14 protein-coding genes and 2 pseudogenes are annotated in these 16,138 nt (G+C 52.9%); 9 read left to right on the top strand and 7 right to left on the bottom strand.

All coding sequences use genetic code 11. The features are described from left to right. The 5 genes and pseudogenes from C3708_RS22340 to C3708_RS22320 form a co-directional block, all read right to left on the bottom strand. Positions 1 to 128 (bottom strand): annotated as a pseudogene (locus C3708_RS22340) (IS481 family transposase); the annotation flags it as partial. Positions 129 to 275: 147 nt separating this feature from the next. Then, positions 276 to 638, bottom strand: coding sequence for a YibL family ribosome-associated protein (locus C3708_RS22335; RefSeq protein WP_095280202.1), 363 nt, complete (start codon positions 636 to 638; stop codon positions 276 to 278). Between the two features lie 58 nt (positions 639 to 696). Continuing rightward, positions 697 to 1,287, bottom strand: a complete 591-nt coding sequence (gene mtlR, locus C3708_RS22330) for a mannitol operon repressor MtlR (protein WP_095280204.1) — start codon at positions 1,285 to 1,287, stop codon at positions 697 to 699. Next, the gene (gene mtlD, locus C3708_RS22325; RefSeq protein WP_103950323.1) at positions 1,284 to 2,447 is read right to left on the bottom strand and encodes a mannitol-1-phosphate 5-dehydrogenase; all 1,164 of its coding nucleotides are present in this window, start codon (positions 2,445 to 2,447) and stop codon (positions 1,284 to 1,286) included. The genes mtlR and mtlD overlap by 4 nt, the downstream gene beginning before the upstream one ends. Before the next feature lie 130 nt (positions 2,448 to 2,577). Beyond that, a complete protein-coding gene (locus tag C3708_RS22320; protein WP_095280206.1) occupies positions 2,578 to 4,488 on the bottom strand; it encodes a PTS mannitol transporter subunit IICBA in 1,911 nt (636 codons plus the stop codon). 659 nt (positions 4,489 to 5,147) lie between these two features. On the opposite strand from C3708_RS22320, the gene C3708_RS22315 reads away from it, so the two are divergent. The 6 genes from C3708_RS22315 (at position 5,148) to aldB (ending at position 12,356) form a co-directional block, all read left to right on the top strand. Then, positions 5,148 to 5,504, top strand: coding sequence for a DUF3302 domain-containing protein (locus C3708_RS22315; RefSeq protein ID WP_095280207.1), 357 nt, complete (start codon positions 5,148 to 5,150; stop codon positions 5,502 to 5,504). A 2-nt stretch (positions 5,505 to 5,506) separates the two neighbouring features. Further along, positions 5,507 to 6,643 (top strand): HlyD family secretion protein, encoded by a 1,137-nt coding sequence (locus tag C3708_RS22310; RefSeq protein WP_095280209.1) that lies wholly within the window; start codon positions 5,507 to 5,509, stop codon positions 6,641 to 6,643. A gap of 123 nt (positions 6,644 to 6,766) precedes the next feature. Then, positions 6,767 to 7,375, top strand: a complete 609-nt coding sequence (locus C3708_RS22305) for a glutathione S-transferase (protein WP_103950322.1) — start codon at positions 6,767 to 6,769, stop codon at positions 7,373 to 7,375. Positions 7,376 to 7,479: 104 nt separating this feature from the next. Further along, complete coding sequence (gene selA / locus C3708_RS22300; RefSeq protein ID WP_103950321.1) at positions 7,480 to 8,865, top strand: L-seryl-tRNA(Sec) selenium transferase; 1,386 nt, start codon at positions 7,480 to 7,482, stop codon at positions 8,863 to 8,865. After that, on the top strand, positions 8,862 to 10,712 hold the full coding sequence (gene selB / locus C3708_RS22295; RefSeq protein ID WP_103950320.1) for a selenocysteine-specific translation elongation factor: 1,851 nt from the start codon (positions 8,862 to 8,864) through the stop codon (positions 10,710 to 10,712). Before selA ends, selB begins: the two co-directional genes overlap by 4 nt. A gap of 105 nt (positions 10,713 to 10,817) precedes the next feature. After that, complete coding sequence (gene aldB, locus C3708_RS22290; RefSeq protein ID WP_103950319.1) at positions 10,818 to 12,356, top strand: aldehyde dehydrogenase AldB; 1,539 nt, start codon at positions 10,818 to 10,820, stop codon at positions 12,354 to 12,356. Here aldB and C3708_RS22285 read toward each other — a convergent pair. Continuing rightward, positions 12,353 to 13,316 (bottom strand): annotated as a pseudogene (locus C3708_RS22285) (LysR family transcriptional regulator). The gene aldB and the pseudogene C3708_RS22285 sit on opposite strands and share 4 nt — an antisense overlap. A 118-nt stretch (positions 13,317 to 13,434) precedes the next feature. On the opposite strand from C3708_RS22285, the gene C3708_RS22280 reads away from it, so the two are divergent. The 3 genes from C3708_RS22280 to C3708_RS22270 all read left to right on the top strand — a co-directional run bounded on the left by C3708_RS22280 (position 13,435) and on the right by C3708_RS22270 (position 15,026). Beyond that, positions 13,435 to 14,175 (top strand): MipA/OmpV family protein, encoded by a 741-nt coding sequence (locus C3708_RS22280; protein WP_103950317.1) that lies wholly within the window; start codon positions 13,435 to 13,437, stop codon positions 14,173 to 14,175. Between the two features lie 241 nt (positions 14,176 to 14,416). Then, the gene (locus C3708_RS22275) at positions 14,417 to 14,602 is read left to right on the top strand and encodes a type II toxin-antitoxin system HicA family toxin (RefSeq protein WP_095280222.1); all 186 of its coding nucleotides are present in this window, start codon (positions 14,417 to 14,419) and stop codon (positions 14,600 to 14,602) included. 16 nt (positions 14,603 to 14,618) lie between these two features. After that, positions 14,619 to 15,026, top strand: a complete 408-nt coding sequence (locus C3708_RS22270) for a type II toxin-antitoxin system HicB family antitoxin (protein WP_103950316.1) — start codon at positions 14,619 to 14,621, stop codon at positions 15,024 to 15,026. 6 nt (positions 15,027 to 15,032) lie between these two features. Here the strand turns inward: C3708_RS22270 and C3708_RS22265 are convergent, their stop codons facing one another. Further along, positions 15,033 to 16,109 carry a type I restriction endonuclease gene (locus C3708_RS22265; protein ID WP_095280226.1) on the bottom strand — a complete coding sequence of 359 codons (1,077 nt, stop codon included), beginning with the start codon at positions 16,107 to 16,109 and terminating at the stop codon, positions 15,033 to 15,035. Positions 16,110 to 16,138: the final 29 nt, after the last annotated feature.

Below are 16,138 nucleotides of genomic sequence, written 5' to 3'. Positions count from 1 at the left end.
GTAGCGGGCGAAATGCCGTAGTGACGGCAAAGAGAACGGATGTTCGCCCCGTCTTGCGAGGCGAACAGAACAAACTCGGTACGTAATGACATGGTATCTCTCGCATCCCAGGGCATAAGCGACTCCAAAAACGGGTTCGTATGCCTTAGTTGTAAGTGTCTACCATGTCCCCGAACAAGTGTTCATGATGTCCCCGGACCGTACACCCACGTGGAGAGGGAGCTCAAGGCAATCCCCTCTCCCTGTGGGAGAGGGTTAGGGTGAGGGTAAAAACATTAGAACGCTGTCTTCGAAAACCCGGTCATTTCTTTCAGGCCCATTTCGCGGCCTAACTCGGTCATCGGGTGCACAATCACCAAACCGCGCACGCTTTTTTTCAGCTTGCCCATGTCGGCTTGTTCTTTTTTGGTGATCGCACGGCGATGCGGCAGGTCCATCAGCTTTTGCGCTTCTTTGCTCAGCTTATGGCCTTTTACGGCGCGCAGACGATCGATTTCCGCTTCCAGCGTCGCTTTCTCTTTTTCAAGCTCAGCGTATTTCTCGGCGGACTCAACCAGCGACATATCAGCCTGCTGGTGGCGGATCAGATCCAGACGGTCGCTCAGGCGTTTAATTTCGTTCTTTTCGACTTCTTTCATCACATATAGCTCTAAAAACGGGGGAATTACAGGGAAGGATACACCAATGTGCGCGGGCTTACTTCTGAAACGCTTTTTTTAAGCTGATTCGTGAAATCAGCTCAGTCAGGGAAAGGACCATTGTGGAACGCACAACTTGTTGATAACGAAGCTTTTGCATCGCATGAAGCTCAGGATCGCTGTTCTCAAAATGGGGTGCCGGAGGCAGGGCGCTTACGCAGTGTAATTCGCCAAATGGCCCGAGAATTTCATCGTCGGTAAATGTGTACTCATTACCGTCGTGATTTAACTCTTCACGCAGGGCCATCAGCAGTTCCGCATCTTCATACTCAGGCCTGCTGAGGACGCCGAGGCCATAGATCAGCTTCAGGCGCACCGACAGATCGCCCAGCGGTCCGTCGCCGTCGAGTAACGGTTCTACTGCATATTTTACCGCGTAGTCGTCTTTGCGGAACACCTGAAGTACCAGAATATTCACCGCCTCGGTGAGTAAATCGACGGCGGCAATCAGGAAACTTCGTACGGTTTTGCCAGCATTCAGACGCTCAAGCACACGGTTTTCAAAGGCCTGGGTTTGTTCCATTATTGCCTGCATATCTGACAATCTGTTGTTCGGGCGCAGGATAACCTGCGCCTGGTTCTGAATCATTTGGTTGCGTTATATGCGTTAACCGCCTCCACAACCACGTCACTATTGGCCTCAAGGCCAGAAATCTGCGCCAGCGCGGCCTGTGGGCCTTTGGCATCGATAAGCTCTGCCAGCTCAAGTGCCTGCGGATCTTGCTCGCTGCGATAGTGCATCGCACCCGCAATTCCCTTCACCAGGTTAGCGTGCGGCAGACCGTATTCCAGCGTGCCCAGCAGCGGTTTGATCAGGCGATCGCCCGCGCTCAGTTTACGCAGCGGCTGGCGACCCACGCGCTCAACGTCATCTTTCAGATACGGGTTTTCAAAACGACCGAGGATTTTTTGAATGTATGCCGCATGTTTCTCAGCATCAAAACCGTAGCGTTTGATCAGGACCGCGCCGCTCTCTTCCATAGCACCTTTTACCACCGCGCGGATTTTCTCATCGAGAATCGCATCACGAATGGTCTGATGACCGGCCAATTTTCCGAGGTACGCGGTTATAGCATGCCCGGTGTTCAGCGTGAAGAGTTTGCGTTCCACAAATGCCATCAGGTTATCGGTTAATTCCATTCCTGGGATATTCGGCAGTTGGCCTTTGAACTGAGTTTTATCGACAATCCACTCGCTGAAGGTTTCAACGGTCACTTCCAGCGGGTCGTTAGTGGCGGATTCTGACGGAGGAACGATGCGGTCCACGGCGGAATCTACGAAGCCCACGTGCTCTTCGACCCAGGCTTTATCTTCTTCAGCCACGACGGCCATGACATGGCCTTTCAGCTGCGTGGTGCCGCGCACCATGTTTTCACAGGCGATGATATTCAGCGGGGTGGTGATGCCCTGGGCTTTACGTTTTGCCAGGCCTTTCGCCACGGCGGGGGCGATGCGCTCAAGCACAACCGGACCCACTGCGGTGGTCACCAGATCGACGCTGGCGATCAAATCAACCACGTCGTCGCCAATGCTACTGACCGCATTCACGCCGGAAACGGTTTCAACCAGCTCGTTTTCTCCCACGACGTGAACCTGATAGCTATGACGGGCATTCAGAGCATCGAGCACCACTTGATTCACATCGGCGAATGTCAGCGTAATGCCCGCGTCTGCCAGCAGTTTGCCGATAAAACCACGACCAATATTACCTGCGCCAAAATGTAATGCTTTCATAGTATTAACCTTCATCAATGTTTTGACCCGAGAGGGCTGGGGTGAGGCATTTCCCTCACCCAAACCCTCTCCCAAAGGGAGAGGGAATAGACCGTACCCCATTTTACGCTCTCTCCAGGGGAGAGAGCAGGGGTGAGGACGAACGTTACTTGTTCAGCAGCGCCAGCACTTCTTCAACGCTGGTGGTCTGAGACAGACGCTCAATCACGGACTCATCGTCCAGAGCGTTGGTCAGGCTGGTAATCACCTGGATGTGCTCATTGTTGCGAGCGGCGATACCAATCACCAGGCGGGCGATGTCGTCTTCTTCTTCACCGAAGCGCACGCCTGCCGGATACTGACAGAACACCACGCCGGTTTTCAGCACGCGATCTTTCGCTTCAACCGTACCGTGCGGAACCGCGATAGATTCGCCCAGGTAGGTTGGGGTCAATTTCTCACGCTCCAGCATCGCATCTACATATTCTGGCTCGACGTAACCGCCTTTCACCAACTGCTCACCGGCAAAGCGAATCGCTTCTTCTTTGTGGCTCGCGGTGCGACCGAGGAAGATGTTTTCAGCGCCCAGACGGAACAGGTGGCTGTCGTTCGGATCAAAGCTGTCTTTCAGGCTATCACGGACTTTTACTTCGTTGTCGGTGTGGCGCTGCGCCGCTACCAGACGCTCGGTCAGGCTAGAATACAGGCCGCTGTCGAGGAAGTTAGTCAGGGAAATATGCTGCGCCTGCGGAACCTGACGCATCGCACGTTCAGTCAGATCGCGGTGCGTGATGACCAGGTCGACATCCGGTGGCAGGCTGTTGATTGCGCTGTTGGTCACGGAGATGTGGGTCAGGCCCGCATCCTGGACTTTCTTACGCAACACGCCAGCGCCCATTGCGCTTGAACCCATACCGGCATCACAGGCAACGATGATTTTGCGCACGTGGCTCAGGTCGTTAGACACTTCGCCCGCTGCCAGCGGCGTTGCTGCACCTTTGGATTCAGCTTTCATGTCATGCATACGACGGGTTGCCGCGTCGATATCGTCTTCTTCTTTCACTTTGCTGGTTTTCAGCAGAATCGCAGAAACCACGAAGGAGACAGCCATGGCTGCACAAATCGCAGCAATGTTAGCGAAGTATGCGCCTTTTGGCGTCATTGCCAGAACCGCCAGAATAGAACCCGGAGATGCAGGAGACACCAGACCGCCACCCAACACGCTCAGGGTGAACACACCGGTCATACCGCCGAGGATAACGGCCAGAATCAGACGTGGGTTCATCAGAACATATGGGAAGTAAATTTCGTGGATACCACCCAGGAAGTGGATGATAGCTGCACCGCCAGCAGACTGTTTAGCGCTGCCGCGACCGAAGAACATATACGCCAGCAGAACACCCATACCCGGACCTGGGTTAGCTTCAATCAGGAAGAAGATGGATTTGCCCAGCTCGTGGGACTGCTGAATGCCCAGCGGTGAGAAGATACCGTGGTTGATGGCGTTGTTGAGGAACAGGATTTTCGCTGGTTCAACAAAGATAGACGCCAGCGGCAGCATGTCATGGATAACCATGAAGTTAACGCCAGCGGCCAGCACTTTTGACAGCACTTCAACCGCAGGGCCGATACCCATGAACGCCAGAATCGCCAGGATCATACCGATGATGCCAGCAGAGAAGTTGTTCACCAGCATTTCGAAGCCGGATTTGATCTTGCCATCAACCCAGACGTCAAATTTCTTAATTGCCCAGCCGCCTAATGGACCGGCAATCATTGCGCCGAGGAACATCGGCATATCCGCACCGACGATAACGCCCATGGTGGTGATAGCACCGACCACGCCGCCGCGATCGCCGCCAACCAGACGACCACCGGTATAACCGATGAGCAGTGGCAGCAGATAGGTAATCATTGGGCCGACGAGTTTCGCCAGCGTTTCGTTCGGCAACCACCCTGTCGGAATAAATAACGCAGTGATGATACCCCACGCGATAAACGCGCCGATATTTGGCATCACCATGTTGCTCAGGAAGCGACCAAAGCTTTGCACTTTGATCTTGATATCGGATGACATAAAACACCCCTTCTTCTGTTTACGCTGAGGCTTTTGGCCCGAGGTTTATTGTTAATGCGCGGCGGCAGAGGTAGCCGAGCCCTGTTCTGATGCTGTGAAATCTGGCACTGAATCGTTCAACTGTCCAGACAGCGGAATTTTGTGTGATCTCAATCACGTAAATGTAGGGGGTGGGCCTAAAATTGAAGTGATCTGCGTCACAAATGTGGTGTGTAAAAAAAATACAGAGGGGCTAAATCCATCATGATTGACTGTTTTATGTGATGAGTATCACATTTAACATTTGTGGGTTTGTTGATTGTTTGTGATCGTCTTCACAATAAATTTGAAGGCAGAATTCTCCAGGTGTGATCGTCGCCTACTTCTGTTTTGTCAATTCAGCCAGGCTGTAACTCAGCAACTCATCCTTTCACGTCATCGTCATCCCTTAGTGTTATGGAGAAAAGGCGTAATGAGGATTAATCTGCTAATGTAAACTTAAGTACATTCTTAGTCAGGATATATTTTGTCACGCTATTAAACTTGCACGGAGTTATTTTAAAAATAATACTCCACGGCTCTAAATTATATGTGCAAAAGATTTGCGCAGTAAGAAAGTTAATTTGGTTGCTTACCATTTAATATTTTTAAAGAGTTGAAGCTATTTTAGTGAGGCAAATATGTTCCTTAACTATTTCGCGCTGGGCGTATTAGTTTTCGTGTTCCTTGTCATTTTCTACGGGATCATTGCGATTCATGACATCCCCTATTTGATGGCCAAAAAGCGTAATCACCCCCATGCCGATGCCATCCATACGGCAGGCTGGGTCAGTCTGTTCACCCTCCATGTCATCTGGCCGTTCCTGTGGATTTGGGCCACGTTGTACCAGCCAGAGCGCGGATGGGGGATGCAGAATCATGGTGCACAACCCCCGCAACAACCCGATATCGATGCCCTCTCCAGACGCGTTGCCGAGCTGGAAAACCGGCTGGCCGCGGAGCACGTCCCCGCAGATAAAAATACGCCGGAGAGCTAATCATGGATCTGTTAATCATTTTGACCTACGTCGCCTTTGCGTGGGCGATCTTTAAAATATTCCGTATTCCGGTGAACCAGTGGACGCTCGCCACTGCCGCGTTAGGTGGTGTATTTATCGTCGCCGGACTCATTTTATTAATGAACTATAATCACCCTTATACTTTTACAGCGCAAAAAGCGGTCATTTCTATTCCGATCACGCCGCAGGTCACGGGTGTGGTGAGTGAAGTCACGGATAAAAATAACCAGCTCATTAAAAAAGGCGACGTGTTATTTAAACTCGATCCGGTGCGTTATCAGGCCCGAGTCGACAGATTACAGGCCGACCTGGTGACGGCAACGCACAATATCGATGTGCTGAAAGCCCAGCTTTCGGAAGCTCAGGCCAACACGACCCGCGTCTCGGCTGAGCGCGACCGTCTGTATAAGGATTATCAGCGCTACCTGAAAGGCAGCCAGGCTCGGGTCAATCCGTTCTCTGAAAGCGACATCGACAACGCGCGGCAAAACTATCTGGCGCAGGATGCGATGGTGAAAGCCTCCGTTGCCGACCAGAGCCAAATTCAAAGCCAGTTAGACAGTATGGTCAACGGCGAGCAGTCGCAGATTGTCAGCCTGCGGGCCCAGTTGACCGAGGCGAAATACAACCTCGATCAGACGATTGTTCGTGCGCCGAGCGACGGGTACGTCACCCAGGTGCTGATTCGCCCAGGGACCTACGCCGCCGCGCTGCCGCTGCGTCCGGTAATGGTCTTCATTCCTGAGCAAAAACGCCAGATTGTGGCGCAGTTCCGCCAGAACTCGCTCCTGCGTCTGAAACCGGGTGACGACGCGGAAGTGGTGTTTAATGCGCTGCCAGGGCAAGTATTCCACGGCAAGCTGAGCAGTATTTTGCCGGTGGTGCCGGGCGGTTCCTACCAGGCGCAAGGCTCGCTGCAATCCCTGACGGTCGTTCCGGGAACCGACGGAGTGCTCGCTACCATCGATCTGGATCCTAACGCCGATGTGGATGCACTGCCGGACGGGATTTACGCGCAGGTGGCGGTCTATTCCGACCACTTCTCACATGTGTCGGTGATGAGGAAGGTGCTGCTGCGCATGACCAGCTGGATGCATTACCTTTATCTTGATCATTAAAGCCTGACGTTATTGCCCGTCGAGTAGCTCGGGTAAGCGAAGCGCCACCCGACACTAACAGATCTGCACATTTTTCATTGCCTGATCCATACTTACCCTTTTGTTGGCGTAAAGGATCAGGCAATGAAACTCATCGGCAGCTACACCAGCCCCTTCGTGCGTAAAATTTCAATTCTCCTGCTGGAAAAAGGGATCACCTTCGAGTTCGTGAACGAACAGCCCTATCAGGCAGAAACCGGCGTCGCGCAGTACAACCCGCTGGGCAAAGTCCCGGCACTGGTGACCGATGATGGCGAAACCTGGTTTGACTCCCCGATTATTGCAGAGTACATCGAGCTGCTCTGCATTGCCCCGGCGATGGTGCCCCGCGAGCCGAAAGCGGCCCTGATGGTGAAACAGATCGAAGCGCTGGCCGACGGCATCATGGATGCCGGGCTGGTTTCTGTTCGCGAACAAGCGCGTCCTGCCGCGCAGCAGTCCGAGGCGGAACTGGTTCGCCAGCGGGAGAAAATCAGCCGCAGCCTCGACATGTGCGAGCAGCTGCTTCAGGACGGAAAAATCAGCACCGATACGGTGAATCTGGCGACCATCGCCATCGCCTGTGCGATTGGCTATCTCAATTTCCGTCGTGTCTCACCCGGCTGGTGCGTCGACCGTCCGCTGCTGGTCAAACTGGCCGAAACCCTCTTCCAGCGGGAAAGTTTTGCCCGCACCGAACCGCCAAAGGCTTGACGCGGGTTATAACACTTCACCGTGGTACGCGGTACAATCCCCCCGCACGTTGACTCCCTCTCCCGTCGGGAGGGGGGAAGGCCTTCCAACCGCCAGGCATGTTAATGACTACTCATCGTTCCCTCTACAGCCAAATCCCCGCGACCGATCGTCTGCTGCGCGATCCTCAATTCACTCACCTGCTTGAAAAGTCCGGTCATACCCTCATGGTATCCCTGTTGAACCAGATGCAGGACGAGGTTCGCCTGCATATCCAGACGCAAAATGTGTTGCCGCAGTGGTGCAACGACTGGGCTCAGGAGACGGAAAAACGCCTGACAGCGCAAACCCAAAGCGCGTTGCGCCCGGTGATTAATCTTACGGGTACGGTGCTGCACACTAACTTAGGTCGGGCGCAGCAGGCGGAAGAGGCGATAGCGGCGGTCACCCAGGCGATGCGCTCACCGGTGACGCTGGAGTATGATCTGGACGGTGCCGGGCGCGGCCATCGCGATCGCGCGCTGGCGGATCTTCTGTGTCAGCTCACCGGTGCGGAGGATGCCTGCATCGTGAATAACAATGCGGCGGCGGTTCTGCTAATGCTGGCGGCCACGGCGAACGGCAAAGAGGTGGTGGTCTCGCGCGGCGAGCTGGTGGAGATCGGCGGTGCGTTCCGCATTCCAGACGTGATGCGCCAGGCGGGGTGCGTGTTGCATGAAGTCGGAACCACTAACCGCACGCACGCCAAAGATTATCGTGCGGCGGTCGGTGAAAACACCGCACTGCTGATGAAAGTGCATACCAGCAACTATCAGATTGAAGGCTTTACCAAAACGGTGGAAGAGGCAGAGTTGGCACACATTGGCCGCGAGCTGAACGTGCCAGTGATTGCCGATTTGGGCAGCGGTTCACTGGTGGATCTCAGCCAGTACGGCCTGCCAAAAGAGCCGATGCCGCAGGAGATGATCGCCGCAGGCGTCAGCCTGGTGAGTTTCTCCGGCGACAAACTGCTCGGCGGCCCGCAGGCCGGGATTGTGGTGGGCAAACGTGAGCTGATTGCGAAGCTCCAGCAGCATCCGCTGAAACGCGCCCTGCGTGCCGATAAAATGACCCTCGCCGCGCTGGAAGCGACGCTGCGACTCTACCTCCACCCGGAAAAACTGGCCGAACGCTTGCCAACGCTGCGCTTGTTGTCGCGCGATGCGGCATCCATTCGCGCTCAGGCCGAGCTGATACTGCCGCACGTTAGCGCGCATTTCGCTGATTTTGACGTGCGCATAGAACCCTGCCAGTCGCAGATTGGCAGCGGATCGCTGCCGGTTGACCGTCTGCCCAGCGCCGCGCTGACGTTCACGCCGCGCGATGGACGCGGCAGCTCGCTAGAAGCGCTTTCTGCGCGGTGGCGCGCGCTGCCTACACCTGTCATCGGGCGCATTTACGATGGTCGCCTGTGGCTGGATCTGCGCTGCCTTGAAGATGAAAATCGGTTTCTGGAGATGTTGTTGAAATGATTATTGCCACTGCCGGTCACGTTGACCACGGAAAAACCACGCTTTTACAGGCGATTACCGGCGTGAATGCCGACCGTCTGCCGGAAGAGAAAAAGCGCGGTATGACTATCGATCTTGGCTATGCCTACTGGCCGCAGCCCGATGGCCGCGTGCTCGGTTTTATCGATGTGCCAGGACACGAAAAGTTTCTCGCCAATATGCTGGCCGGGGTGGGCGGTATCGATCACGCTCTGCTGGTCGTGGCGTGTGATGACGGCGTGATGGCGCAAACTCGCGAACATCTGGCGATTTTACAATTAACGGGAAAACCGCAGCTGACGGTGGCGCTGACCAAAGCGGATCGCGTCGAAGAGAGCCGCATCAATGAGGTGCGCGACCAAATCCACGCAACCCTGCTGGAATATGGTTTTGCCGATGCGCCGGTATTTGTCACTGTCGCCACCGAAGGCCGTGGTATCGATGCATTACGCGACCATTTGCTGCAACTTTCCGCACGCGAACCGGCCAGCGATCACAGCTTTCGCCTGGCAATAGACCGGGCATTTACGGTGAAAGGGGCCGGGCTGGTGGTTACCGGAACGGCGCTCAGCGGTGAAGTGAAGGTGGGCGACAGCCTGTGGCTCACGGGGGTGAACAAACCGATGCGCGTGCGCGGTCTGCACGCCCAGAATCAGCCAGCTGACCAGGCTCATGCCGGGCAGCGTATTGCCCTGAACATCGCGGGTGATGCAGAAAAAGAACAGATCACACGCGGCGACTGGCTGCTGGCTGACGCACCGCCAGAGCCATCCGAACGCGTGATTGTTTCTTTGCAAACCCATGTGCCGCTGACCCAGTGGCAGCCGCTGCATATTCATCACGCCGCCAGCCACGTGACCGGGCGCGTCTCGCTGCTGGAAAACGACCTGGCGGAACTGGTGCTGGATACCCCTCTGTGGCTGGCGGATAACGACCGGCTGGTGCTACGCGATATCTCCGCGCGCGTCACGCTGGCGGGTGCTCGTGTGGTGACGCTTAATCCACCGCGTCGCGGGAAACGTAAGCCCGAATATCTGCAATGGCTGGCGGCGCTGGCGCTGGCGGAAGATGATGCGTCTGCATTAGCAGTACATCTCGATCGCGGCGCAGTGAATCTGGCCGATTTTGCGTGGGGACGTCAGCTGAGCGGCGACGGTTTGCGTCAGCTCACGCAGCAGCCTGGTTTTATCCAGGCCGGTTACAGTCTGTTGAATGCGCCAGTGGCCGCCCGTTGGCAGCGCAAAGTGCTGACGACGCTGGCGACCTATCACGAGCAGCATCAGGACGAGCCAGGCCCAGGCCGGGAACGTCTGCGCCGTATGGCACTGCCGATGGAAGACGATGCGCTGGTTCTGCTGCTGATTGAGAAGATGCGCGAAAGCGGGGTGATTCACAGCCATCACGGCTGGCTGCATCTGCCCGATCACAAAGCCGGATTTACACCTGAGCAAGATGCTATCTGGCAAAAAGTTGCCCCGCTGTTTGGCGATGAGCCGTGGTGGGTGCGTGATTTAGCCAACCAAACGGCGACGGATGAAGTGGTTATGCGGCAGGTTTTACGCCACGCCGCGCAGCAGGGGCTTATAACGGCGATCGTCAAAGATCGCTATTATCGCAACGATCGCATCGTGACCTTCGCTAGTTTGATCCGCGAGCTGGATCAGGAAAAAGGATCAACCTGCGCCGCCGATTTCCGCGATCGCCTCAACGTGGGTCGCAAACTGGCGATTCAAATTCTGGAGTATTTCAACCGCATTGGATTTACGCGCCGCCGTGGGAATGACCATCTGCTGCGCGATTCACTCCTGTTCCCACAAACCGAAAAATAACCGCGCGACCGAATCCGTGATACGCGTCGTAAAGCGATGAACAGCTGGCGAGAAAATCGCCAGCTGTGACTAACCTTGTTAGACACCAACAGCAAGGAGACGGTCATGACGAACAATCCTCCCTCAACGCGTATGCAGCCTGGCGAGTATGGTTTTCCCCTTAAGCTAAAACCCCGTTACGACAACTTCATCGGCGGCGGCTGGGTTGCACCAGTCGATGGCGAATACTATTCAAACCTGACGCCCGTGACCGGGCAGCCGCTGTGCGAAATCGCCAGCTCCGGTAAGAAAGACATCGATCTGGCGCTGGATGCGGCGCATAAAGCGAAAGAGAAATGGGCGCACACCTCCGTTCAGGATCGCGCCGCTATTCTGTTCAAAATTGCCGACCGGATGGAGCAGAATCTGGAGCTGCTGGCTGCGGCAGAAACCTGGGACAACGGCAAACCGATCCGTGAAACCACAGCAGCCGACGTTCCGCTGGCGATTGACCATTTCCGCTATTTTGCTTCCTGTATCCGCGCCCAGGAGGGCGGAATCAGTGAGGTCGACAGCGATACCGTCGCCTATCACTTCCAGGAACCTCTGGGTGTGGTGGGGCAAATCATCCCGTGGAACTTCCCGCTGCTGATGGCGAGCTGGAAAATGGCGCCTGCGCTGGCGGCCGGGAACTGTGTGGTGCTTAAACCTGCGCGCTTAACGCCGCTCTCGGTTTTACTGCTGATGGAAATCATTGGCGATCTGGTGCCTCCTGGCGTGATAAACGTAGTCAACGGGGCGGGCGGTGAAATTGGTGAATATCTCGCGACCTCAAAACGCATCGCCAAAGTAGCGTTTACCGGTTCAACAGAAGTGGGCCAGCAGATCATGCAGTACGCCACCCAGAACATCATTCCGGTGACTCTGGAGCTGGGCGGCAAATCACCGAACATCTTCTTTGCTGACGTGATGGACGAAGAGGATGCCTTCTTCGATAAAGCGATGGAAGGTTTTGCACTGTTTGCCTTCAACCAGGGCGAAGTGTGTACTTGCCCAAGCCGCGCGCTGGTGCAGGAGTCAATATATGAACGCTTTATGGAACGTGCGATTCGCCGTGTGGAATCGATCCGCAGCGGCAACCCGCTGGACAACGTCACGCAGATGGGCGCGCAGGTTTCTCACGGGCAGATGGAAACCATCCTGAACTACATCGATATCGGTAAGAAAGAGGGCGCAGATGTTCTGACCGGCGGTCGGCGTAAAGTACTGGAAGGCGATCTGAAAGACGGCTATTACCTTGAGCCAACCATTCTGTTTGGCAAAAACAATATGCGCGTCTTCCAGGAGGAGATTTTTGGTCCGGTACTGGCGGTGACGACCTTTAAAACTCCGGAAGAAGCACTGGAGCTGGCCAACGATACGCAATATGGGCTGGGTGCCGGGGTCTGGAGTCGTAACGGGAACCTGGCTTACAAAATGGGTCGCGGTATTCAGGCAGGACGCGTCTGGACCAACTGTTATCACGCTTATCCGGCTCACGCTGCATTTGGCGGATATAAACAATCGGGTATCGGGCGTGAAACGCATAAGATGATGCTGGATCATTATCAACAGACAAAATGTCTGCTGGTAAGTTACTCGGATAAACCGCTCGGGCTGTTTTAATTATTCAGAGCAGGTCGCCCCTGGGATGGCCTGCTTAATTCGTTCGCGAAGACTGTTTAGCACTCCGTCCAGAATGTATTGCACCCGCCACGGCTGATATTCCCGCTTGCGGAAAATAGCCGTCAGATCGAGCCACCACTCCTCCTGATGCGAGAAGCAGGGCATTAAAATTCCCTGCTCAATTTCGCTTTTCAGGCTCTCTTTTGGCGCAAAAACAATACCGAGGTGATTACGCGCTAATTCCAGCGCCGTCTGTGTGTTATCACAAATATAATTCCCGGTCACTTTGTAGTCCCGAACTTCTTCGCTGCTGTGAACGCGAAAACGCCAGATGTTGGCGTCGTCAACCAGTATTGAATCCAATAAAATACAGGAGTGCTTAATTAAATCGTCCGGGCTATTAATCGGGTGTAGTTTTATATAGTCTGGCGTGGCGAATGCCGTCACAGAATATTTGGTCAACTGATAAGCAACTAAACTTTCATCTTTAGGCTGGGCGTAAGTAATTAAGATATCGCAGTCGTCGGGAAAAGTGACGCCTTCAGAGAGTTCGTTGCGATTCGGATTATAGGTTTTTAAACAAATCCGGATATCACCGATCTCTTCAAGATGGTGGATAACATGGCGTGCGAGGTAGGTGATTATCCCTGTGGGGGCATAAATTGTCACACGCCCGCTTTTCTCATGCTTGTAATCAGCAATAAAATTAATGAGTTGGGTGTTTTTATCCAGTGAGGCATTGATATAAGGTAGCAACGCCTCGCCAAACTGAGTCAACGCCAGCTGGCGCGTTGTTCGTTCGAAGACTTTCAAGCCGACGCGCGTTTCGAAATCCGAGAGATATTTACTGACGTTGGCCTGCGCCATACCTAACAGAGCGGCGGCATCGCCAATGCTGCAGGTTGCCGCAATGACGGAGATAATTTTTAACTCACGCGGCTTAATCTGTAAGTTATTCATCGCGAACGCTCATCTATATGATTTTATATATAATATTATATAAACTGCTTCGTTGCATCGGCAAATTTGTAACCATTATTATTCGCCTCGTTTGTTAGGCATTTAATGGATACAGGGAATGATTATCAAAAAGAATTTGCTCATCACCGCGGCATTATTTTTCGCATCATCGGCAATGGCTGGTGAATTTTCACTGGGTGCGGGCGCTGTTTACAATGAATCGCCTTACAAAGGGTATAACGAGAATACCTCAGCCGTTCCAATCATTAGTTATGAAGGCGATAATTTCTACGTTCGTCAGACCACCGCAGGATGGGCATTCTGGAAAGACAGTAAGAATGAACTCAGTCTGACGGCCTCGTGGATGCCGCTGCATTTTGATCCCGATGACAACGATGACCATGCGATGAAACAGCTCGATGAGCGCAAAGCATCGGCATTTTTAGGCGGGGCATATTACCGCCATGAACGCTGGGGTAGCCTGAAGTTTGGCGTCGCGGCGGATGCAATGGACGAAAGCGGCGGCGTAGTCGGTGAGATGACCTATTTCCATCCGTTTCGCATGGAACGTCTGACGCTGATTCCGGCAGTGGGCGTTTTCTACTATGACGAAAGCTTCAATGACTATTACTACGGCGTTTCTGGAAAAGAGTCTCGCCACAGTGGTCTGAACGAATATACCGCCGGTGATAGCTGGAACCCTTATGTGGCCCTGACCGCAAAATATCAGCTGACGCAGAACATTTTCCTCAATGCCAGCGCGATGTATACCGTACTTCCTGATGACGTTAAAAACAGCCCAATGATCGACCGTGAAGACAGCTTCGTGCTGATGACCGGCATGAGCTGGCGTTTCTAAACCAAAATAACCCGCTGGTGCTGCACATACCCAGCCTGCAACAGGCTGGGTATGTTTAGCGTCGTCGGGTTTTCGAGATTACCTGCAAATTTACCTGCAATCCCTCCATTTGCTTATTCTCTTTGCGTAGTCCTTTCCCGCTTTCGAATTTGAACACATCTTCCGTTCAAACAATACGTTATCGTGATCTCAATTGTCTAAGTGGTGTGTATTATGTGTATAATCATGGAAGGATTGGGATGTGAAAAGTGCGGATGTCATTACCCTCCTCGTCAGACATGGCTGGAAGTGTGTAAGAACCAAGGGGAGCCATCATCAATTTCATCATCCGCAGCGTAAGGGGCTGGTCACGGTTCCTCATCCTAAAAAGGATATTAAATCTGGAACCCTTGCTCAAATTTGGCGGCAAGCGGGGATCAAACCGTAAATATGCAGGAGTCGTTATGTTTTACCCGGCTTATATTCATTCCGATAAAGATGGCAGTGCGAGCGGTTTCTTCCCCGATGTACCGGGGTGTTTTTTTGCGGGTGATACTCTTGATGATGCATTCCAGGATGCACGCAGCGCCTTAACCATTCATTTTGAAACACTGTATGAAATGGAAGAGATACTCCCTTCGCCTGGCGCCGTAGAGGATCATCTGCAAAAGGCTCCGGAAGACTACACCGGTGGGCAGTGGCTATTAGTGGATATCAATATGAAGCAATTCGAAGGCAAAGCAGAGCGCATTAATATCACTCTGCCCCGCCGTTTATTACTGAAGATTGATTCTTTTGTCAGTGAACATCCTCAGTTCAGTAACCGAAGCGCTTTTCTGGCAGAAGCAGCACGGCGCGTGCTGCCAGGGTGAGTGCATTCAGGTGTAGAGATTCGCTGTTGCTTTTAAGATATCGGCGAAGGAGTAAATGTCATCGACAGTCGCAATAGGATGGCGTGTTTCATTCTTCTCAATATCGAAGAGACCAATATACTTTTGCGATCTGTTGAAATGGAGTCGGCATAAAGGTTTTCGGTTGTTATCGTCGACCAGAATACCGAAGTAGCTTTTAGTATCTCGCTGAGTGATTCTCGGCGCATCAAGCACGGCGCGGGTGATCGCCTTCACGATATGATAGCCCTCAAGCTCCTCCAGGGTTGTCTCGATATCCTTATCATCCTTTTGGACTTCTTCTTCCGTAGTCTGTGGTTCACTTTGCGAACCAGGCGCTGGTGGCGCAATTCCCGTAATGGCAGATTTAAGCCGTTCGTTAACTTGATCGTTAATGTACTGACTGGCCGCTTTTTTTGTCAGATTTAGGAAAGACTCTCGGACTTTTTGCGTGATTATTCCATCGTATACTCTGGATGCGAAGAACTTCACAAAGTCATCTTCAGGATTATTAAGCTGGTTATGCAGCACTTTTTTAATTTGGCTGACGTATTTCAGTTCGCCAGCGGCATTGATAATCGATTCAAGATCGAATGATGATTTTGTCAGCTTATTTAGCTCTGGAATGATATTTTCATCAATATCCAGAAGGTCAACTTCTAAAAATGGTTTTTCGTCCATTTTATTGGGGGCATCCAGGTCGGTATAAAATCGATAAACCTGGCCATTTGTTAAAATTGATATTCGTGCATTGGTAACGTGGAAGTACCTGAAAAGCTGAGATGCATGGTTGATGTTTAGGGGTTCGCCAATTTTTTTACACTCAATGAGTATTTGTACCTCATTATTTTTCATTATGGCGTAATCAATTTTCTCGCCTTTCTTCGTTCCCACATCACAGATAAACTCGGGGGTGACTTCAGAAGGATCGAAAACATCATACCCTAAGACATTGTGGATAAAGGGCATGACAAACGCAGTTTTTGTTGCCTCTTCTGTAATAATTATTCCAGTTTGCTGCTTAATTTTATTTGATAAAGCATTAAGCCTTTCTGTGAACTCCATTGTATGTCCTTATTTTTCTGGGGCTGTGT

It is taken from the genome of Lelliottia sp. 7254-16 (assembly GCF_002922995.1).
Taxonomy (GTDB): Bacteria; Pseudomonadota; Gammaproteobacteria; order Enterobacterales; family Enterobacteriaceae; genus Enterobacter; species Enterobacter jeotgali.
Note: the sequence above shows the minus strand (reverse complement) of the source record. Positions and strands in the feature narration are given on the sequence as shown.